This is a genomic window from Cypionkella psychrotolerans (assembly GCF_001294535.1).
Taxonomy (GTDB): Bacteria; Pseudomonadota; Alphaproteobacteria; order Rhodobacterales; family Rhodobacteraceae; genus Cypionkella; species Cypionkella psychrotolerans.
In genome coordinates this window covers 26740-45130 of record NZ_LGIC01000031.1, presented here as the reverse complement: position 1 = coordinate 45130, position 18391 = coordinate 26740, and the positions used below count along the sequence as shown (strand labels likewise).

Sequence of the window (18391 nt, the reverse complement as noted above, 5' to 3'; positions counted from 1 at the left end):
CGCCAAGATGACCCAGTTTTCCGCCTATCTGATCGGCAATGAAACCCTGACCCGCCAGTGCGGTGAAATGCTGTTGGCCCGTGGCCATAAGCTGACGGCGGTGGTGACACGCAACGCGGATGTGCGGCTGTGGGCGGAAGCTAAGGGACTGCGGGTAGAGGCCTACGGGCGCGATCTGCCGGAACGTTTGGGCGCGCGCGTTGATTGGCTGCTGTCGGTCGCCAACCTGTCAGTGATCGGGCCAGAGATTTTGGCATTGGCGCAGGGGGCGGTGAACTTTCACGACGGACCTTTGCCGCGCTATGCTGGGCTGAACACGCCGGTCTGGGCGATTTTGAACGGCGAAACTCAACACGGCATTTCGTGGCATCTGATCGAAGGTGGCGTCGATGAAGGCGACGTGCTGGAAAGCCGCAGTTTTGAGATCGCCCCACAGGACACCGCGCTGACTTTAAACACCCGGTGTTTTGAGGCGGCGATGGAAAGTTTTCCCGGCGTTTTGGCACAGTTGGAAAGTAGCGTGCTGCAACGCAAGCCGCAGGATTTAGGCCAGCGGCGACTGTTTTTGCGCAATGATCGCCCGGCAGCGATGGGGCGGATTGATTTCTCGCAGCCCGCCGAGGCGGTTGTGCGCTTGGTGCGGGCCTTGGATCACGGACGCTATTGGAACCCGCTGACCACGGCGAAAATTGCCTTTGGGTCCGGTGTTTTGAACGTAGGCACTGCGGAGATTGCCGAAGGTTCGGGGGCTCCGGGGCAGGTTTTGCGCGCCGATGAAGCGGGGTTGGTGGTGGCTTGCGGCGTAGGTGCGGTGCGGTTGCTGCGGCTGACTTGTCAGGAAAAGGGGCTGGCGGTTTCGCCTGCGACAGTAACGGATACAGTGCTTCTGGCTGGGGTCGAGGGGCTGACCGCGTTGGCGCAGAGCCTGGCTTTGGCGGAGCCCACCTTGCGCAAGGCCTTGAAATCAATGCAACCTGCCGCACTTGGTCATGCGAGCAAGGCGGTGGCAGACTGGCAAACGCTGCCACTTACGGGCGAACTGGCCGACCTTGCACTGGCCGCTGGACTGGCCTCTGGCACGGCTGTGGTTGATCTGGCGCAGGCCGCGCAGGGGGTGGCGGGCTATGCCTCGGGCTGGCGGCCGTTGCGTGTTGCGGCTGCAGGCCACGTCGCGCAGGCGCGGAACGGGTTGGATTTGGCACCAAAGCCGGGTTTCGCGCTGGATTTGATGACGCGCGACACGGGGCTTGCTGGCCTGCAATGTCCGCAAGTTGGCGTGGCAGAGGCTGGCCCGGTTGCGGGAACCACCGTTACGCTGACGCCCACCGCCCTTTATTTCGACGCCACGCGCCTGTCCTTGAGCGAGGCGCAGGCCTATGCTGCGCGCATCAGCCATCTGGTCGTGGCCTTGGAAGAAGCCGCCGCCGATGCATCATTGTCCAGCATCTCAACCCTGACCGAAGTCGAACGCGATCAGGTGCTGCACGGCTGGAACCAAACCAAAACTTCATACGATTCAAGCCTTTGCGTGCATCAGGCGTTCGAGCAGCAAGTGCTGCGCAGCCCCGATGCGGTGGCTTTGGTCTGCAATGATCAAAGCCTGACCTATGCGGCGCTGAATGCCCGCGCCAATCGGGTGGCGCATGTGCTGATCGGCATGGGGGTTCTGCCCGGCACACTTGTGGGGCTTTGCGCGCATCGCAGTCTTGATCTGCTGGTCGGCGCTTTGGCGATCCAGAAAGCAGGTGGGGCCTATGTGCCGATGGACCCGACTTATCCCGCAGACCGTATCGCCTTGTATATTGAGGATTCTGCCTGCCCGGTGATCGTGACGCAAAGCGCTATTGCGGCGGGTTTGCCCGCGCATGCCGCGCAAGTGCTATGTCTGGATACCGACGCGCGTCCCAGTCAAGCCAGCGATGCCAACCCCATATCTGGTGTTACCTCGGCTGATTTGGCCTATATGGTCTATACCTCGGGCTCTACCGGGCGGCCAAAGGGCGTCATGGTGGAACACCGGAACGTGGCGAATTTCTTCACCGGGATGGATCAGCGGATTGGTCCAGAAGCTGGGGTGTGGCTGGCGGTGACCTCGCTGTCCTTTGACATTTCGGTGCTGGAGCTGTTCTGGACCCTTGCGCGCGGCTTCAAAGTGGTGCTGACCAGTGATGAAAACCGGGCTTTGGTGTCGGGTGGCACGATTGCTTCGGCGCAGAAGATGGAGTTCTCGCTGTATTACTGGGGCAATGACGACGGTGTAGGCCCGAAGAAATACGAACTGCTGCTGGAAGGCGCGAAATTTGCCGACAGCCACGGCTTTTGCGCGGTTTGGACGCCCGAGCGGCATTTTCACGCCTTTGGCGGCCCTTATCCGAACCCGTCGGTGACCGGGGCTGCGGTGGCGGCGGTGACGAAAAACATCGGCGTGCGCGCAGGGTCTTGCGTGATGCCGCTGCACCATCCGGCGCGGATTGCCGAGGAATGGGCGGTGATCGACAACCTCACCAATGGCCGCGCTGGGGTGGCGGTGGCCTCTGGCTGGCACCCGGACGATTTCGTGCTGCGGCCCGAGAATACGCCGCCGAACAACAAGGCGGCGATGTTTGCCGCCGCCGATCAGGTGCGCCGCTTGTGGCGGGGTGAAAAGGTTGGTTTTCCGACCGCAGATGGCGGTACGTTTGAACTGATCAGCCAACCGCGTCCGGTCTCAAAAGAGCTGCCGTTGTGGGTGACGACGGCGGGCAACCCGGACACTTGGCGCGAGGCCGGGGCGATTGGGGCGAATGTGCTGACGCATCTTCTGGGCCAGTCGATTGAGGAGGTTGCGGGTAAGATTAAGCTTTATCATCAAGCGCTTCGCGAGGCTGGGTATGACCCGGCGGCCCATACCGTCACGTTGATGCTGCACAGCTATATCGCGCGCGACCGCGATCATGCGCGAGAGGTTTCGCGCGGGCCGATGAAGGATTATCTGCGCTCGGCTGCGGCTTTGATCAAGCAATATGCTTGGGCCTTCCCGGCGTTCAAAAAGCCGCAGGGCGTGTCAAACCCGATGCAGATTGACCTGCAAACGCTGAGCGCGGAGGAGACTGAAGCGATCCTCGATTTCGCCTTCCAGCGCTATTTTGAGGACTCGGGCCTGTTCGGCACGGTCGAAGATGCACTGGCGCGGGTTGAGCAGTTGAAGCGGATCGGGGTGGGTGAAGTGGCTTGCCTGATCGACTATGGCGTAGCACCTGAAAAGGTGCTGGAGGGGCTGTATCCGCTGGCCGAAGTGGTCAAGCGCGCCAATGCGGGTGGCGGTGTGGCCGAGGATGATTTCTCAATCGCGGCGCAGATCCTGCGACATGGCGTGACGCATCTGCAATGCACACCGTCGATGGCACGGATGATCACGATGAACGATGAGTCGCGTATGGCTTTGGCCGGGGTGAAGACGGTGATGCTGGGCGGCGAGGCTTTGCCAGGCGCGCTGGTCGCCGATCTGCGGCAGGCGACCACGGCACGGGTATTGAATATGTATGGCCCGACCGAGACAACCATCTGGTCCTCGGTGGAGGAAGTCGGTGCGGTTGATGGGGTTTGCAATATCGGCAAGCCTTTGGCGAACCAGCAGATTTATGTGCTGGATGAGGCGATGAATCCGGTCGCCCCCGGCGTTGCTGGGGAGTTGTGGATCGGCGGCGATGGTGTGACGCGCGGCTATTGGCAGCGATCTGATCTGACGGCAGAGCGATTTGTGAACGATAGTTTTGTTTCGCCAGAGCGCGCCTGTGCTTGGGGCGCGCGGATGTATCGGACCGGCGATCTGGTGCGTTGGCGGGCGGATGGTAAGGTCGATTTTCTGGGCCGCACGGATCATCAGGTCAAACTGCGCGGTTACCGGATTGAGCTCGGCGAGATTGAATCTGTGCTGGAGGCGCAGCCGGGGGTGCGGCAAGCCGTGGTGATGGCCCGCGAAGATGCGCCGGGCGACTTGCGGCTGGTGGCTTATATTGTTGGCGCGGCGACCGAGGTGGCACTGCGGGCAGAATTGGCGGGGCTTTTGCCGGAGCACATGATGCCCGCGCATTTCGTCAGCCTTGATGTCTTTCCGCTAACGCCCAACCGTAAGGTAGATCGCAAGGCACTGCCTGCCCCGAGCGCCAAGCCGCTGGAAACGCAAAATTTTGTTGCGCCCACCTCGGATATCGAGACGCAGATCGCGGCGATCTGGGCGCGGGTTTTGGGGCTGGCGAAAGTCGGCTCGAAGGATAATTTCTTCGCTTTGGGCGGGCATTCTCTGCTGGCGGTGCAGGTGCATCGCGAGATCAGGGATAGTCTTGGTGCGGCAAAGCTCTCGATCACCGATATTTTCCGCTTCCCGGTCTTGTCGGCTTTGGCGGCGCATCTGGATGATCGCCCGAAAGCGGCCTCTGCGGTGGTGTCTGACCGTGCCCATGCGCGCGCCGATGCGATGGCGCGGCGACGGGCGATGCGTGGGCAGGTGAATGCCTGACATTGCAGCCCGCCTGCGCGCGGTTCTACCAAGTGGCGTGACGCTGGGTGAGGTGGACGAAGCGCTGGAACTGTGGCCGGGCGAGGTTCTGCCGGGTGCAGTACCCGCGCGGTTGGCAGAATTCGCCGCCGGGCGCAGTGCCGCGCGACAGGCGCTGCGCGGTTTGGGCTTTGCAGCTGTGGCGATTCCGATGGCTCTGGATCGTGCTCCGATCTGGCCACAAGCTGCGACAGGCAGCATCAGCCATTGCACCGGGGCTTGTCTCGCCGTGATGGGATTGACGCGCGACTATCGGGGGCTGGGTTTGGATATAGAACCCTTGCACCCTCTGCCAGCAGAGCTCTGGTCGACGGTGCTTCGGCCAGAGGAACACAAAGAAATCAGCGACCTGCCGTGGCCTCAGCAAGGCTTGCAGGTGTTGCGGATTTTTGTCGCGAAAGAGGCGGCGTATAAAGCGCAATACGCGATCACGCGTCAGATTTTTGATTTCCAAACTTTACGTATTACCTGCCAAGATCAAAGCTTTACCGCAAAGTTTTACGATGCGGTACATCCGGTCGGAAAAGGCTTTCAAATCCAAGGGCGCTGCGCAGAAAACCACCACTTTTTCGCAGCATTTTGCGCTGTGCCTACTGGGTAAACATCCCAAACGTCGCCAGCGGCACACGGCGCAGCATCGAGGCGTAGACCACCGAGTAAATCCCCTCACCGTCGCTGTCATCGGGATCATAAATCCGCAGCGTTGTCGTGCTGCCATCGGCGCTGTGAGAACCGCGCGCCCCGACGATCACCACATAATGCCCCGAGGAGCCGGTGCCACGTTGAAAAGAGCCGGGATTGTGCAAGAATTCCAGCATGATCGGGCCACTCCGCAACAACCCGATCAAGGTCGCGACGGGCCAGCTTTGCGGCGGCTGATAGCGCAGCCGGTGCAGCTGGGCGAAAGTCTGATGCACCTCAAGCCTTTGGCCGCGCTCACTTTCGTTGATCAGCGAACCATCGGCGGTCAACAGACGTTGCGGCGTGGTCATGCGGATGGCCTGAATCGACAGCCGCGTCAGCATCGCCGTCGCCGCGACCCAACAGGTGGTCGGTGTCGGTTGGCTGAGATAGGGCACGTTGTGCAGGATGATCGGCGCGGACTCGGTGCCATAGAGCGCATCCAGCGTGCAGAGCCCGGCGATGCCATCCATCTCCAGCCAGTTAGAGCGTTGAAACGCCAGCACGGCGCGTTCGGTTTGCGGTGTGAAAAGGCCGTTGATGGTCAGATTGGGCGAAGGATTCAGGCGATTGTTCAGCGCCATTTGCAAGTCCCGGACGGATTGCCCAGACGAGCCTGATCGCACAATGACATTTCGCATGAAACGTCTCCGATATAATAAAATCCGATCAAAATGGCCGGCCCGGTGAATCTCGGATCGACATGCATTAAGCCTAGGATAAAGACCGTAGCGGCTCAAGCACTCGTTTGATGCTGTAATGCCTTGATCCAGAAGTAGCTTTTTCTCTTGCCGTGGAGTTAAGCAGCGACAACGGGGCGCTTGATCGCAGCGGACGCCTCTAGTACCAGCGGCCGCAGGCCCGCGCCGCCTGCATCCAGCACTTCAAACAGATGACGGCGCATCCGGGGTTCCCAGAAGTCATTGATATGCGAGGCCAGTAGGGTCAGCCCTTCGTCATGCGGTTTCGATTCCATGAACTTGGCGATCTGGTTCGCCATATAGATCAGCTTGGCGTGTGGGCCTGCGTGGGTGTCGTTAAGCGACATGAGCGGTCTCCTGCGAAATGCGGTCGGTGTGGGTATAGGCCTCAAACCGATCCGGGCGGGCGAGGGCGATCAGGGTAATGCCAGCGAGGTCAGCAAGGTGGACGGCATGGGCGGTCGGAGCGGACACGGCGATGAGGATTGGCGTGCCGAGGGTGGCAACTTTTTGCACCATGTCGATGGAAACTCGGCTGGTCAGCACGACGGCTCCGGTTGGATGCGCGGTGCGGATCAGATGGCCGCAGAGTTTATCCAGCGCGTTGTGGCGGCCAACATCCTCGCGGGCGGCGAGCAGTTTGCCGCTATAGTAACCAGCCGCGTGGACCGCGCGGGTTAGATCGTGCAGCGGTTGGGCGGCGGGCAGGGAAGCGACGGCGGCCATGATTTCGGACGGGGTCATGCGGAAATTTGAGACGGAGACGGGCTGCATCACCCGCGTGGCTTCTTCCAGACTGTCGATGCCGCAGAGCCCGCAGCCAACCGGGCCTGCCATGGTGCGACGGCGTTTGGTCAGGCGGGCTTCGGCTTGCGGTTCCAACCAGATTTGCACATCTAAGCCGAGTGGCGTCTCAACCACTTCAACACTTTGAATTTCTTCAGGTTTGGCGATACCTTCGGTCATCGCAAAGCCATAGGCAAAATCTTCCAGATCAGCAGGCGAGGCCATCATTACGGCTTGGGTGGAGCCGTTGAACGACAAGGCCACCGCGACTTCCTCGGGCAGTTCTCGGGCCGATGCCGACCCGTTGATCGCGCCCAACCCGAAGGTCAGGCGCGGCAAGGGGCGGTGGGTTTGCATCACTCTGCCGCTGCGATGCGGCGCGACATCGCGGCTTGGGCGTTGTATTCTTCTTGCCATTCCGACGGGCCGTTGCTGGGCGAGACTTGCACAGCGGTCACCTTGTATTCCGGACAGTTGGTGGCCCAATCCGAGAAGTCGGTGGTGATCACGTTGGCCTGCGTGTCCGGATGGTGGAAGGTGGTATAGACCACACCCGGATTGACCTTATCAGTGATCGTCGCGCGCAGGGTAGTATCGCCCGAGCGGCTGGCAAGACGCACGAAATCACCCTCTTTTACGCCACGCACTTCGGCGTCATGCGGGTGAATCTCCAGCAAATCTTCGGAATGCCAGGCCACATTGCCCGTGCGGCGGGTCTGCGCGCCGACGTTATACTGCGACAAGATGCGCCCGGTCGTCAGCAACAGCGGGAAGCGCGGGCCGGTTTTCTCATCCGTTGCCACATATTCGGTGTTGATGAACTTGCCCTTGCCGCGCACGAAGCCATCGACATGCATCAAAGGCGTGCCTTCCGGAGCCTTGTCGTTGCAGGGCCACTGGATCGAGCCCATGGTTTCGATCTTCTCATAGCTCACACCCGCAAAAGACGGGGTGGTCATGGCGATTTCATCCATGATTTGCGTCGGGTGCGTATAGGTCCACTTGGCGCCGCCGGTGTCTTTCAGCATCGCATTGGCCAGCATTTGGGTGATCTCCCAATCACCATAGCCATTGCGCGGTGCCATCACCTTGCGCACCATGTTGATGCGGCGTTCGGCATTGGTGAAGGTGCCGTCTTTTTCCAGGAAGGTCGAGCCGGGCAGGAACACATGCGCGTAGTTGGCGGTTTCGTTCAGGAACAGGTCATGCACGATCACGCAATCCATCGCGGCAAGACCGGCGGCGACGTGTTTGGTGTCGGGGTCGGATTGCAGGATGTCTTCGCCTTGGCAATACAGACCCTTGAAGGTGCCCTCAACCGCCGCGTCCAGCATGTTCGGGATGCGCAGGCCGGGCTCATCGTCAATCTTGACGCCCCAAGCCTTCTCAAAAATGTCGCGCACGCCTTCGCCTTTGACATGGCGATAGCCCGGCAATTCATGCGGGAACGACCCCATGTCGCACGAACCTTGCACGTTGTTCTGACCACGCAACGGGTTCACACCCACGCCGGGGCGGCCAATGTTGCCGGTCATCATCGCAAGGTTGGCAATGCCGATCACCGTGGTCGAACCTTGGCTGTGCTCAGTCACGCCGAGGCCGTAGTAGATCGAGCCATTGCCGCCCTTGGCATAAAGCCGCGCCGCAGCACGCACTTCCGCAGCAGGAACGCCCGTCAGCAGGGCCACGGATTCGGGCGAATTTTGCGACTGGCTGACGAATTCGGCGTAATCTTGGAACTCATCCCAATCGCAGCGATCTTGGATGAATTGGGCATCGAACAGCCCTTCGGTCACGATGACATGCGCCAAAGCGGTGACAATGGCGACGTTGGTGCCGGGGGTCAGCGCGAGGTGATGCTCGGCTTTGACATGCGGGCTTTCGACCATCTCGGTGCGGCGCGGATCGACGACAATCAGCTTTGCCCCTTGACGCAGACGTTTTTTCAAACGGCTGGCAAAGACCGGGTGGGCAGCGGCAGGATTGGCACCAATGATCATCACAACGTCGGTTTCTTCAACCGAGTCAAAGTCTTGCGTCCCTGCCGAGGTGCCAAGGGTTTGACCCAAACCGTAGCCGGTGGGTGAGTGGCAGACGCGGGCGCAGGTATCCGTATTATTGTTCATAAACACGGCGCGGGTCAGTTTTTGCACCAGATACGCTTCTTCATTGGTGCAGCGCGACGAGGTGATCACCCCTACGGAATGACGGCCGTGTTTCTCAATAATGCCCTTCATCCGCTTGGCGGTGAAGTCCATCGCTTCATCCCACGACACTTCCTGCCACGGGTCGTTGATACTGTCGCGGATCATCGGGTTCAGAATGCGGTCTTTGTGGCTGGCATAGCCGTAGGCGAAACGGCCCTTGACGCAGGAATGGCCGCGGTTCGCCTTACCGTGCTTGTAGGGCACCATGCGGACCAATTCATCGCCGCGCATCTCAGCCTTGAAGCTGCAACCGACGCCGCAATAGGCACAGGTGGTAATCACCGAACGCTCTGGCGTGCCGATCTCAATGATCGACTTTTCTTGCAAGGTCGCGGTCGGGCAAGCCTGAACGCAAGCGCCGCAAGACACGCAATCGGACGACAGAGCGGTGTCAGTTTTCGCGCCGAAAGACACGCGGCTATCAAAGCCCCGGCCCTCGATGGTCAGCGCGAACGTGCCCTGCACTTCCTCGCAAGCGCGCACGCAGCGCGAGCAGACGATACATTTCTGCGGGTCGTAGCTGAAATACGGGTTGGAATCGTCGCGCGGGATGTAGTTCGGATTGGCAATGCCCGAGGTGTCTTTCACCTTGAAATGGGTATCAATCGCCTCATACCGCACGTCGCGCAGGCCTACTGCACCGGCCATATCCTGCAACTCGCAATCGCCATTGGCCGAGCAGGTCAAACAGTCCAGCGGGTGATCCGAGATGTAAAGCTCCATCACGCCACGGCGGAGTTGCTTCAGTTTTGCGTTCTGGGTGTGAACCTTGATGCCGGGCGCAACCGGGGTGGTGCAGGACGCCGGAGTGCCGTTGCGGCCCTCGATTTCCACGAGGCACAAACGGCACGATCCGAAAGCGTCGATGCTGTCCGTCGCGCAGAGTTTTGGCACCGAAATGCCGATTTCTGCGGCGGCGCGCATGATGCTGGTGCCTTCCGGCACGGTGATGTCAAAGCCGTCGATGGTCAATGTGACCATTTGTTTGCTTTTGGCGGCAGGGGTGCCGAAATCGCGATCCGGGATGATGAAGTCTTTCATTCAGCGGCTTCCTTCATAGGGGCGAAATCATCGGGGAAATGGGTCAGGGCGGACATCACCGGGTAGGGCGTAAAGCCGCCCAAGGCGCAAAGTGAACCGGCCTTCATGGTGTTGCACAGATCGGTCAGCAGAGGGATCGCCGAGGCATCACCCTTGGCAATCCGGTCAACGGTTTCAACACCGCGCACAGCGCCGATCCGGCAGGGGGTGCATTTACCACAGGACTCGATGGCGCAGAATTCCATCGCGAAACGGGCTTGTTTCAGCATGTCGGCGCTATCATCAAACACCGTCAGGCCCGCATGGCCGATCAAGCCATCCTTGCCTGCGAATTCCTCGTAGCCAAACGGCGTATCAAACAAAGCACGGGGGAAATAGGCACCCAAGGGGCCACCAACCTGCACCGCTTTCACCGGGCGACCGGAGGCGCTGCCGCCCGCAATTTTGTCAACGATTTCACCCAAGGTCAGGCCGAAAGCGATCTCATACAGCCCGCCGTGCTTGACGTTTCCGGCGATCTGCAACGGGATGGTGCCGCGCGAGCGACCAAGGCCGAAGTTCTTGTAGAACTCGGCGCCTTTTTCGAAAATCACGGGCACCGAGGCCAGCGAAATCACGTTGTTCACCACCGTCGGCTTCGCCATGAAGCCCTGCAAAGCGGGCAGCGGCGGCTTGGCGCGAACGACGCCACGCTTGCCTTCAAGGCTGTTCAGCAGGGAGGTTTCCTCACCGCAGACATAGGCACCGGCACCGACGCGGATTTCTATGTTGAAGGTGTGGGATGACCCCAAAACCGACGTGCCAAGCACCCCCGCATCCGCCGCGATTTTCACCGCCTTTTGCATCACATCAATCGCAATCGGGTATTCTGAACGGATATACACAAATCCCTTGGTGGCCCCGGTTGCGAGGCCAGCAATGATCATGCCTTCGATCAGCGTGAAGGGGTCGCCCTCCATTAACATGCGGTCGGCGAAGGTGGCGCTGTCGCCCTCATCAGCATTGCAGACGATGTATTTGCGATCTGCCGCAGCCTCGGACACAGTCTTCCACTTGATCCCCGTCGGAAAGCCCGCGCCACCGCGACCACGCAGGCCCGAATTCGTGACTTCGGCAACGATAGCCGCCTTGTCCATGGCAAGCGCCAAAGTCAGGCCAGCCAGACCACCGTGCGTTTTGTAGTCGTCCAGCGACAGCGGGTCGATCACGCCAACGCGGGCAAAGGTCAGGCGAGTTTGCGCCTTCATCCAAGGCAGATCGTCGGTCAAGCCCAAGGCCTTTGGATGCGCTGCCAGATCATCGAACAAAGCAGGCACATCAGCCAGCGTCAGCGGGCCAAACGCCATCCGGCCTGCATCGGTCACAACCTCGGCCATTGGCTCCAGCCAGACCATCCCGCGTGACCCATTGCGCACCAGCGTCAGGGTGATCCCACGCGCTTGGGCTTGAAACATTAGCGACTCGGCGAGCTCGTCAGCGCCAAGGGCGACGGCTGCACTGTCCAGCGGCAGGTAAATCTTCATTTCAAACCCCCGATGATCGCATCAATTCGGGCTTCATCGATCCGGCCCACCAGTTTGCCGTTGATCATCGCGGCGGGGCCACAAGCGCAAAGGCCAAGGCAGAAAATCGGCTCCAGTGTGACGCGGCCGTCCTTGGTGGTTTCGTGCCACTCAATCCCCAACGACTTTTGTGCATGAGCAGCCACCCGATCTGCACCCATCGACTGACAAGATTCCGCGCGGCACAGTTTCAGCACATGATCGCCCGCCGGATGTTCGCGGAAATCGTGGTAAAAGCTCATCACGCCATGCACTTCGGCCTTCGACAGGTTCAGGTCTTGCGCGATGATCGGCAAAGCCACCTGCGGCACATAGCCAAACTCGGCCTGAATGGCGTGCAGAATCGGCAGCAGAGATCCCTCCATGCCTTTATGGGCGCTGAGAATTTCCTCAAGCCGGGAGGTGATGTCGACGGAATCAAGCATGTGGCGGCCCTTTGGTAGCTTTGCTACGTCATACGCCGATTGATATGGAAATCAATATTGATATACCGTTGTTCAATAGCCTAAGGCTATCAAGCCTAACGGCGCAGCCGGATCGCCAGCTTGGCGGCCTCATCCATAAGCGCTTGCAGAACAGGGGTTTGCGGATCACGCTTGGCGGTGATCAGGCCGACCAGATGCTCGGCCTCTGGTTCAACGATGGGAATCGCCCGTAGGCCCTGCCCCGAGAACATATCCGCCAGTTTCATCGGCACCACCGAGGCCCACAGCCCCGACTTCACATGCGCCACCAAGGCGATGCTGGAGTTCGACTCCACCGTCGGCGCTACCCGCACGCCGACCTCGGCCAGATGCTGATTGACGATACGGCGGTTCTGCATATCCGCAGTCAAAAGACACAAAGGTTCATGCACGAGTTCGCTCCACGTCACCTGCGCCCGATCCGCCAGCGGAGAGTTTGGTGCGCAGAGATAGCGGTAGAACTCGGTGTAAAGTGGCGTCTGCGCCACCCGCCCCAACGGTTCGTTGTCGAGATAGGTCAGGCCTGCGTCCAGCTCCAAGCTTTCAATACCCGCCAGAATTTCCACCGAAGTCCGTGACAGCAAGGTGACGCGCATGTTCGGATGGCGCGCAGTGAACGGCGCGGTCAGATCGGCCACCATCGGCAGGGCCGTGGGGATGACGCCGATGCGCAGATTGCCCGAAAGACCGGAATGCACCGAGCGCATTTCATCCTTCAGCGCCCGCATATCGCCGACAATCCGCCGCGCCCAATCCAGCACGCGCTGGCCTTCCGGCGTCAGCCCCTGAAAGCGAGAGCCGCGGAACACCAGTTGCACGCCCAACTGATCCTCAAGCTGGCGGATGGCTGACGACAGGCTGGGTTGCGTCACCCGGCACACTTCCGCCGCGCGGCCAAAATGGCGCTCGTTGGCGAGGGCAATGAACATTTCCAACTTGTCGATCATGCGGTGCAGGGTGACGGGGAATGGTTTGATGCGCAAGGGATGTGAAGCGGCCCCCCCCCGGGGGGAGTATTTGGGCCAAGATGAAGTTGCAAGAGTTGTGCTTGCGGGTGCGAAGCCTTAGCTTTGCGGCATGATGAAATTTATCCCCTTTGTGAAAAAATCCCCCGTGGTGCCGGTGATCCGGCTAGCGGGCACGATTGGCTCTGGTCGCAATGCGTTGAACGACGCGGGGCTGGCGACGATCATCGAAAAGGCGTTTCGGATGAAGCCCGCAGCAGTGGCGCTGGTGGTGAATTCTCCGGGCGGATCTCCAGTACAATCCAGCCTGATTGCGGCGCGGGTGCGGCGATTGGCAGAGGAGAAATCCGTGCCCGTTCATGCCTTTGTCGAGGATGTCGCCGCAAGCGGCGGCTACTGGCTGGCCTGTGCGGCGGATCAGATCTGGGTCGATCCGTCCTCTATCGTCGGCTCCATCGGCGTGATCTTCGCGAGCTTTGGTTTCCCCGAACTGATGGCGAAGCAGGGGGTTGAACGCCGCATCGTCGCCATGGGCAAGCAGAAAAGCCTCGCCGACCCGTTCCTGCCGCAAAAGCCGGAAGACATTGAACGCCTGAAAGCCCTGCAAGCCCCGATCCATGAGGCCTTCATCGCCCATGTCAAAGCGCGGCGCGGCAATCGCCTTGCCGATGCCGATCTGTTCAACGCCGATATTTGGGTAGGCCAACGTTCGGTTGATCTGGGCCTGGCCGATGGCGTGGCGCATCTGGTCCCCAAGCTGAAATCGCTTTATTGCGATAAGGTAAAGCTGGTGCCATTGGGGCCAAAGCGGGGCTTGCTGAGCCGCTTTGGCCTGAACATGGCCGAAGATGCGCTGGCCTCAGTTGAAGATCGCGCGCTTTGGGCGCGCTACGGGTTGTAACATGATCAAAGCCGTCCTCGTTTTTCTGCTGGTGATGCTGGCCATAGGCATGGTCGGCAACGCATTATTCCCCGGTCGCATCGGCGGTTCGGTGAAAAAACGCCTTGGATTGGCCAATCCGGCTACCTGCAAACGCTGCGGGCGCTATGTGATTGGCTCCAAGGGGTGCGATTGCAAAAAGGGTGGACGATGAGGGCATTGGTGACGGGGGCGGGCAAGCGGCTGGGCCGCGAGATGGCGCTGTATCTGGCCAAGCGTGGCTATGATGTGGCGGTGCATTACGCCAGTTCCCGCAAAGAGGCCGAGGCGGTGGTGAAAGAAATCACCGCTTTGGGCCGCAAAGCCGTCGCCCTGCGCGCCGATCTGCTGATTGAAACTCAAGTCGAAAAGCTGGTGCCGATGGCGGTGCAGGGGCTTGGCGGGCCATTGACGGTGCTGATCAACAACGCCTCGATCTTTGAATATGACACGGTTGCCACGGTTACCCGCAAAAGCTGGGATCGCCATATGGAAAGCAACCTGCGCGCGCCCTTCGTGCTGATACAGGCGTTTGCCGCCCAAGTTCCCACGCCGAAACTCGACGATCATGGTGAACCTGTGGCCAGCGGCATGGTGCTGAACATGATCGACCAACGTGTGCATAAACTGACGCCCGAATTTCTGTCCTACACTTTGGCGAAAATGGGCCTCTGGGCGCTGACGCGTACCACGGCGCAGGGTCTTGCCCCGAGGGTTCGGGTGAACGGCATCGGGCCGGGGCCGACCTTGCAAGGCAGCCGTCAAAGCGCCGAAAGCTTTGTGACGCAACGCAGCGCCACGATCCTGAAACGCGGTGCAAATCCTGCCGACATCACCGCAGCGCTAGGGTTTTTTCTCGATTCCCCCGCCGTGACAGGGCAAATGATCTCCGTCGATGGCGGCCAGCATCTGGGTTGGAAAACCCCCGACGTGATGGATTTCGACTAGGCAAAATTTGGCCTCCCGTGAAAGTTGTCCACTTTTTGTATTTGCTTCACAGATGCGTTACAAAAAGTCCTGACTTATCAGGGATTTGCCAGATGGTCAGAAATCTTTCCATTGTTATCAATGCTTTATTATTTCGCCTAAAAAATAGGCAATACAGCGAATGGGGCCAAAAACAAGGGAAATTTGGCGGTTCTGAAATCTTCTCCGCAATGTTATCCACAGAAAGCGGGGATAGCTTTCCTCTTGTCCCAGCCTGCCTATCATTGCAGGCAGCGTTAAGAATCAACGAATCCGAGGGCGATGTTTCTGCATGAGTGAAGTCAGTCTAACCGGGCACGATCTGATTCAGGATTACCTGAAAACGCTGGATGGCAGCCCCGGCGTTTACCGCATGTTGAACGCGGCCTCGGAAGTGCTTTACGTCGGCAAAGCCCGCAATCTGCGGGCGCGGGTGTCGAATTATGCCCGCCCCTCGGGTCATTCGGGCCGCATCGCGCGGATGATTTCCGAGACCGTCTCGATGATGTTCCTGACCACGCGGACGGAAACCGAGGCGCTGCTGCTAGAGCAGAACCTGATCAAACAGTTGAAGCCGCGTTACAACGTGCTGCTGCGCGACGATAAATCCTTCCCGAACATCCTGATCAGCACCGAGCACCCCTTCCCGCAGTTGAAAAAGCATCGCGGCAAGCGTAGCGAAAAGGGCAGCTATTTCGGGCCATTTGCTTCGGCAGGGGCCGTGAACCGCACTCTCAATCAGCTGCAAAAGGTGTTCCTGCTGCGCAACTGCTCGGATTCGATGTTTGACAGCCGCACCCGGCCTTGCCTGCAATATCAGATCAAACGCTGCTCTGCCCCCTGCACCGGGCGGATTGACGGGCCGGGATATGCGACCTTGGTGGCCGATGCCGAGCGGTTTTTGCAGGGCAAGACCACCACCGTGCAAAGCAATCTCGCCGCCGAGATGAACATTGCCTCGGAAGCGATGGAGTTTGAGCGCGCAGCGGCTTTGCGCGACCGGATCAAGGCGCTGACCCAAGTGCAGCAATCGCAGGGGATCAACCCGGCGGGGGTGGCTGAGGCCGATGTGATCGCGCTGCATCTGGAGGGCGGGCAAGCTTGCGTGCAGGTGTTCTTCATCCGCGCCAATCAAAGCTGGGGCAACCGCGATTTCTACCCGCGCACCGGGGCGGGGGCGGAGGAGGCCGAGATTCTGGAGGCCTTCGTCGCGCAGTTCTATGACGACAAAGAGCCGCCCCGGCTGATCTTGCTGTCGCATCCGGTGGAGAACGAAGACTTGGTCAGCAATCTGCTGGCCGAGCGGGCAGGTAGGAAGGTCGAGCTTGCCGTGCCACAGCGGGGGGAGAAGGCGGAACTGGTCGAAAACGCAGTCAGGAACGCGCGCGAGAGTCTGGCGCGGAAGATGTCGGAAAGCTCGACCCAGAATAAGCTACTGGCGGGGCTGGCCGAGGCATTTGATCTTGATGCGCCGCCAACCCGGATTGAGGTCTACGATAACGCCCATATTCAGGGCTCGGATGCTGTCGGCGGCATGATCGTCGCGGGGGCTGATGGCTTCCTGAAATCGCAGTATCGCAAGTTTAACATCAAGTCGGCGGCGGGGAAGAATTCGGACGATTTCGGCATGATGCGCGAGGTGATGACGCGGCGGTTTGAACGGTTGTTGAAGGAGGATCCTGACCGCAGTTCGGGGTCTTGGCCGGACTTGCTGCTGATTGATGGCGGGGCGGGGCAGGTCTCAGCCGTGGCGGGGATTCTGGCGGAACTGGGGGTCGATGATATCGCGATGGTGGGGGTTGCGAAGGGAATTGATCGCGACGCCGGCAAAGAGGAGTTTTACCGCACGGGGATGCCGGTGAAGGCGTTGCAGCGTAATGATCCGGTGCTGTATTTTATCCAAAGGCTGCGGGATGAGGCGCATCGCTGGGCGAATGGGGCGCATCGGGCGAAGCGGGCGAAACAGGTTTCGATCACGCCACTGGATGATATTCCGGGGGTGGGCGCGGTTCGCAAACGGGCGCTTCTGGCGCATTTTGGCTCGGCCAAGGCGGTGGCTCGGGCGGGGATTTCCGATCTGATGGCGGTGCCGGGGGTATCGGAGGCGATGGCGAAGGCGATCAGCGATTTTTTCAGTGCCAGGGGGTAGTGTCCACGCGTGGACATCTGTGCGGTCTTATATTTATCAATGATTTAGCGGGGGATCATTTACGAGTTGTTAAGATAGTCCGCCGCTTGACCTGCTTTGCTGCCACAGTTTCAAGGGCGCGCAGGCCTGCATTTCCGCACAGGGGGGAGGGCGGAAACAGGCGTGGTCTCTGCTGGGAAAGTGGCTAAACTTCCGGGTTCAGATTTCTGTCAAAGGACGCGAAACAATGACTGCTTCGATTTTTGACCCGACCTCGATGGGGCCGCATAAGCTGCAAAACCGGATTGTGATGAACCCGATGACCCGGTGCCGTGCTGACGTTGATGCGGTGCCAACGCCGATCATGGCGGACTATTATGGCCAACGTGGCGCGGCTGGTCTGATCGTCACTGAAGGCACGGCCCCCAGCCCGAACGGTCGCGGCTATGCCCGCACGCCGGGGCTGTGGAGCAACGCGCAGGTGGCGGCCTGGAAGCCTGTCACCGCGGCGGCACATGCCAAAGGCGCGGTGATTTTCGCGCAGATCATGCACACCGGGCGGGTCAGCCATCCGGGGAACATGCCTGCAGGCGCGAAGATCGTGGCCCCTTCTGCGCTGGCCTTGGCGGGTCAGATGTATACCGACGCCGAGGGCATGCAGGACTATCCGGCGCCGCAGGAAATGACCGAGGCTGATATTCAGCAAGCCAAAGCGGAGTTCGTGACGGCGGCTAAGAACGCGATTGCGGCGGGGTTTGACGGGGTCGAGCTGCACGGGGCCAACGGCTATTTGCTGGAGCAATTCCTGTCGCCCGACACCAACAAGCGCACCGATGCCTGGGGTGGCTCGGTGGCGAAGCGGTTGCGCTTTGTGACCGAGGTTGCGCAGGAGGTTGTGGCGGCGATTGGCGGCGATAAGGTCGGTATCCGCATCTCGCCCTATGGCATGGCGTCGGGGATGGCGGCTTATCCGGAGGTGGATGAGACGTATCTGGCGCTGATGGCGAGCTTGGCTAAGATCGGGCTGGTCTATGTGCATCTGGTCGATCATGCGGCGATGGGCAATCCGGCGATTCCGGCAGAGTTCCGCGCCAAGTTGCGCGCGGCTTGGCCTCGGACGTTTATTGTCGGTGGCAGCTTGGATGCGGCTTCGGGGCAGGCGGCTGTGGATGCGGGTGCTGCGGATCTGGTTGGCTTTGGCCGGGCATACCTTGCCAACCCGGATCTGGTGGCACGGATGAAAGCGGGGGCGGAGTTGAACGCGCCGGACTTTGCGACGTTCTACACGCCGGGTGAGAAGGGCTATACGGATTATCCGGCTTTGGGGTGATTTTGGCTTTTAGTTTGGAGGGGGCCGCGCAGGTTGCGCGGCCCTTTTTCTTTGGTCCCGACTCGGGACCAATTTGAGATACTTTAAGATCAACGACTTAGAAG

At 60.1% G+C, this 18391-nt stretch carries 15 protein-coding genes; 8 read left to right on the top strand and 7 right to left on the bottom strand.

Annotated elements, in window-relative coordinates; genetic code table 11:
* Positions 1-7 precede the first annotated feature (7 nt).
* The gene (locus AKV04_RS05340; RefSeq protein WP_054005421.1) at positions 8-4498 is read left to right on the top strand and encodes a MupA/Atu3671 family FMN-dependent luciferase-like monooxygenase; all 4491 of its coding nucleotides are present in this window, start codon (positions 8-10) and stop codon (positions 4496-4498) included.
* The gene (locus tag AKV04_RS05335; protein ID WP_054005420.1) at positions 4491-5138 is read left to right on the top strand and encodes a 4'-phosphopantetheinyl transferase family protein; all 648 of its coding nucleotides are present in this window, start codon (positions 4491-4493) and stop codon (positions 5136-5138) included. Before AKV04_RS05340 ends, AKV04_RS05335 begins: the two co-directional genes overlap by 8 nt.
* Here the strand turns inward: AKV04_RS05335 and AKV04_RS05330 are convergent.
* The 7 genes from AKV04_RS05330 to AKV04_RS05300 form a co-directional block, all read right to left on the bottom strand.
* A complete protein-coding gene (locus AKV04_RS05330) occupies positions 5128-5859 on the bottom strand; it encodes a peptidoglycan-binding protein (RefSeq protein WP_082351531.1) in 732 nt (243 codons plus the stop codon). The two genes, AKV04_RS05335 and AKV04_RS05330, sit on opposite strands and share 11 nt — an antisense overlap.
* Positions 5860-6017: 158 nt before the next feature.
* On the bottom strand, positions 6018-6266 hold the full coding sequence (locus AKV04_RS05325) for a formate dehydrogenase subunit delta (RefSeq protein WP_054005418.1): 249 nt from the start codon (positions 6264-6266) through the stop codon (positions 6018-6020).
* Positions 6256-7065 carry a formate dehydrogenase accessory sulfurtransferase FdhD gene (gene fdhD / locus AKV04_RS05320; RefSeq protein WP_407638403.1) on the bottom strand — a complete coding sequence of 270 codons (810 nt, stop codon included), beginning with the start codon at positions 7063-7065 and terminating at the stop codon, positions 6256-6258. The genes AKV04_RS05325 and fdhD overlap by 11 nt, the downstream gene beginning before the upstream one ends.
* Positions 7062-9953, bottom strand: a complete 2892-nt coding sequence (gene fdhF / locus AKV04_RS05315) for a formate dehydrogenase subunit alpha (protein ID WP_054005416.1) — start codon at positions 9951-9953, stop codon at positions 7062-7064. The genes fdhD and fdhF overlap by 4 nt, the downstream gene beginning before the upstream one ends.
* Entirely contained in the window at positions 9950-11476 is a 1527-nt protein-coding gene (locus tag AKV04_RS05310) for a formate dehydrogenase beta subunit (RefSeq protein WP_054005415.1), read from the bottom strand. Before AKV04_RS05310 ends, fdhF begins: the two co-directional genes overlap by 4 nt.
* Positions 11473-11940 carry a formate dehydrogenase subunit gamma gene (locus AKV04_RS05305; protein ID WP_054005414.1) on the bottom strand — a complete coding sequence of 156 codons (468 nt, stop codon included), beginning with the start codon at positions 11938-11940 and terminating at the stop codon, positions 11473-11475. The genes AKV04_RS05310 and AKV04_RS05305 overlap by 4 nt, the downstream gene beginning before the upstream one ends.
* 95 nt (positions 11941-12035) lie before the next feature.
* Positions 12036-12926 carry a LysR family transcriptional regulator gene (locus AKV04_RS05300; RefSeq protein WP_054005584.1) on the bottom strand — a complete coding sequence of 297 codons (891 nt, stop codon included), beginning with the start codon at positions 12924-12926 and terminating at the stop codon, positions 12036-12038.
* A 130-nt stretch (positions 12927-13056) separates the two neighbouring features.
* On the opposite strand from AKV04_RS05300, the gene AKV04_RS05295 reads away from it, so the two are divergent.
* The 6 genes from AKV04_RS05295 to AKV04_RS05275 all read left to right on the top strand — a co-directional run bounded on the left by AKV04_RS05295 (position 13057) and on the right by AKV04_RS05275 (position 18287).
* Entirely contained in the window at positions 13057-13845 is a 789-nt protein-coding gene (locus AKV04_RS05295) for a S49 family peptidase (protein ID WP_054005413.1), read from the top strand.
* A gap of 1 nt (position 13846) precedes the next feature.
* Positions 13847-14038, top strand: coding sequence for a hypothetical protein (locus tag AKV04_RS05290; protein ID WP_054005412.1), 192 nt, complete (start codon positions 13847-13849; stop codon positions 14036-14038).
* A complete protein-coding gene (locus AKV04_RS05285; RefSeq protein WP_054005411.1) occupies positions 14035-14811 on the top strand; it encodes an SDR family oxidoreductase in 777 nt (258 codons plus the stop codon). The genes AKV04_RS05290 and AKV04_RS05285 overlap by 4 nt, the downstream gene beginning before the upstream one ends.
* 92 nt (positions 14812-14903) lie before the next feature.
* Complete coding sequence (locus tag AKV04_RS26060; protein ID WP_156317384.1) at positions 14904-15125, top strand: hypothetical protein; 222 nt, start codon at positions 14904-14906, stop codon at positions 15123-15125.
* Complete coding sequence (gene uvrC, locus AKV04_RS05280; RefSeq protein WP_054005410.1) at positions 15122-16978, top strand: excinuclease ABC subunit UvrC; 1857 nt, start codon at positions 15122-15124, stop codon at positions 16976-16978. Before AKV04_RS26060 ends, uvrC begins: the two co-directional genes overlap by 4 nt.
* 226 nt (positions 16979-17204) lie before the next feature.
* A complete protein-coding gene (locus AKV04_RS05275) occupies positions 17205-18287 on the top strand; it encodes an alkene reductase (protein WP_054005409.1) in 1083 nt (360 codons plus the stop codon).
* Positions 18288-18391 lie beyond the last annotated feature (104 nt).

What these genes read in the sequence shown, in the direction of transcription:
- AKV04_RS05300 (WP_054005584.1), bottom strand. Translation starts at nt 12,926, where the DNA reads ATGATCGACAAGTTGGAAATGTTCATTGCCCTCGCCAACGAGCGCCAT.
- AKV04_RS05275 (WP_054005409.1), top strand. Translation starts at nt 17,205, where the DNA reads ATGACTGCTTCGATTTTTGACCCGACCTCGATGGGGCCGCATAAGCTG.
- AKV04_RS05340 (WP_054005421.1), top strand. Translation starts at nt 8, where the DNA reads ATGACCCAGTTTTCCGCCTATCTGATCGGCAATGAAACCCTGACCCGC.
- AKV04_RS05285 (WP_054005411.1), top strand. Translation starts at nt 14,035, where the DNA reads ATGAGGGCATTGGTGACGGGGGCGGGCAAGCGGCTGGGCCGCGAGATG.
- AKV04_RS05330 (WP_082351531.1), bottom strand. Translation starts at nt 5,859, where the DNA reads ATGCGAAATGTCATTGTGCGATCAGGCTCGTCTGGGCAATCCGTCCGG.
- AKV04_RS05310 (WP_054005415.1), bottom strand. Translation starts at nt 11,476, where the DNA reads ATGAAGATTTACCTGCCGCTGGACAGTGCAGCCGTCGCCCTTGGCGCT.
- AKV04_RS05295 (WP_054005413.1), top strand. Translation starts at nt 13,057, where the DNA reads ATGATGAAATTTATCCCCTTTGTGAAAAAATCCCCCGTGGTGCCGGTG.
- AKV04_RS26060 (WP_156317384.1), top strand. Translation starts at nt 14,904, where the DNA reads ATGGTCAGAAATCTTTCCATTGTTATCAATGCTTTATTATTTCGCCTA.
- AKV04_RS05290 (WP_054005412.1), top strand. Translation starts at nt 13,847, where the DNA reads ATGATCAAAGCCGTCCTCGTTTTTCTGCTGGTGATGCTGGCCATAGGC.
- uvrC (WP_054005410.1), top strand. Translation starts at nt 15,122, where the DNA reads ATGAGTGAAGTCAGTCTAACCGGGCACGATCTGATTCAGGATTACCTG.
- AKV04_RS05325 (WP_054005418.1), bottom strand. Translation starts at nt 6,266, where the DNA reads ATGTCGCTTAACGACACCCACGCAGGCCCACACGCCAAGCTGATCTAT.
- AKV04_RS05305 (WP_054005414.1), bottom strand. Translation starts at nt 11,940, where the DNA reads ATGCTTGATTCCGTCGACATCACCTCCCGGCTTGAGGAAATTCTCAGC.
- AKV04_RS05335 (WP_054005420.1), top strand. Translation starts at nt 4,491, where the DNA reads ATGCCTGACATTGCAGCCCGCCTGCGCGCGGTTCTACCAAGTGGCGTG.
- fdhF (WP_054005416.1), bottom strand. Translation starts at nt 9,953, where the DNA reads ATGAAAGACTTCATCATCCCGGATCGCGATTTCGGCACCCCTGCCGCC.